A 1,392-nucleotide genomic window follows, 5' to 3' on the forward strand; every position below is an offset into this window, starting at 1 on the left:
CCCTGGGGCACGGGCGTCCGGATCGTCGGGGCTTGGGAGGCCGGGGCTTGCGGTATCGGTGTCCGGGGTGCCTGGAAGCCGGGGTGCGGGGGCTGAGGGGCCGGGGTGTGCGGGGGCCGCGGCACCGGGGTGTGCGGGGGCCGCGGTACGAGCGTGGGCGCGTACGGTCCCGCGGGGTGCGTCTGGCCGTAGTGCGCGGCGGGGGCTTGCGGCGGCGCGTAGCCGGTGAACTGCCGCGGTGCGGCGTGCAGCCGTATGTCGACCACCAGGAAGTAGGCGCTGGCCGCCGCTCCGATCAGCAGGAGGGCGGCCATGGCGACGTCCGTCCGGCGGTCGCTCTCCGGCAGCGAACCGACCACGGCGAGGCAGCCGATGGACGTCGGCAGGCTCAGCCAGGCCACGGTCCAGTCGAGCCCTCGGCCGCGCAGTACGGCGATCCGGAACAGCGGGACGCAGGCGAGCAGACCGCACGTCAGAAAGCCCGCGGCGGCGAACAGCACGCGCAGGGTGATGACGGTGGCCGCCCCGCGGGAGGGCGGCGGCCCGGCGGCGCTGTTGCCGTACATGACTGCTCCTGGACGATGATGCCGATGTGCCGGACGGGCGAACGGGCCGTTCGGCGTGAAAGTCCGAGCGTATAGGCCGGGGCCGACAGTGGTCCCCGGTTGTACCGAACCGTTGCCGTACCGATCACCACCGGGTCGTCGACCGGGTCATCACCCTGGTGCCACCGTGCCGTCCGTGAGCCCGTCGTACATCCCGCGCACGAGCTGTTCGCCGAGGCGGCCCGCGAGCCTGAGCGCCCGTTCGAACTCGTCGAGGGCGCGGAAGCGGGCGCCGTAGCGGTGCTGGGCGTCGAGCGGGAGCCGGGGGAGCTGGAGGCGGCGGACGTCGAGGCGGGTGGCGGTGGAGGCGTAGCTGCTGGCCTGCCGGTTGTTGGCGGTGCCGCGCAGGAACCCGGCGAGGAACCAGGGGTCGAGCGCGGTGGGGTCGGGGCGCAGGAGGACGAGGCTGCGCCCCAGGGCCGCCCCCGCGGTGGCGTCGTCGATCACGCGCGCGACGGAGCCGCCGCCGAGTACCGGGACGACGACGTCGCCCGGTTCGGTCAGTACGGCTTCCTCCTCGCTCTCGGGGAGGGTGCCGGAGGGGCCGGTGCCGGCGAGTACGTCGTGGTCGGTGAGTACCGGCACGCGCGCGTGGCCGCCGTTTCCGCCGGTGCGCAGTACCAGGGCGCCGCCGCGGGCGAGTTCGCCGACCGTGGTGAGCGGCCAGCGGGGCGCGGGGTGCGTGGTGTCGGCGGTCTCGGGGGTGAGGTCGGCGGTCAGACGCAGGGTCCGGTCCAGGCGCTCGCGTACGTCCGTGAGCCGCCCGGCGCCGTCGGCGGGCGCGGGG

Annotated in this window: 1 protein-coding gene and 1 pseudogene; both read right to left on the reverse strand. The window is 75.4% G+C overall.

Features of this window, described 5'->3' with window-relative positions; translation table 11 throughout:
• Positions 1-566, reverse strand: a 566-nt coding sequence (locus EBH09_RS14685; protein ID WP_238697312.1) for a hypothetical protein, incomplete at its 3' end; no start/stop codon positions are given.
• A 150-nt stretch (positions 567-716) separates the two neighbouring features.
• Positions 717-1,392: pseudogene (locus tag EBH09_RS14690) on the reverse strand (SAM-dependent methyltransferase); the annotation flags it as partial.

Origin of the sequence: Streptomyces sp. E2N166, from assembly GCF_003671715.1 — a bacterium.
Classification (GTDB): Bacteria; Actinomycetota; Actinomycetes; order Streptomycetales; family Streptomycetaceae; genus Streptomyces; species Streptomyces thinghirensis.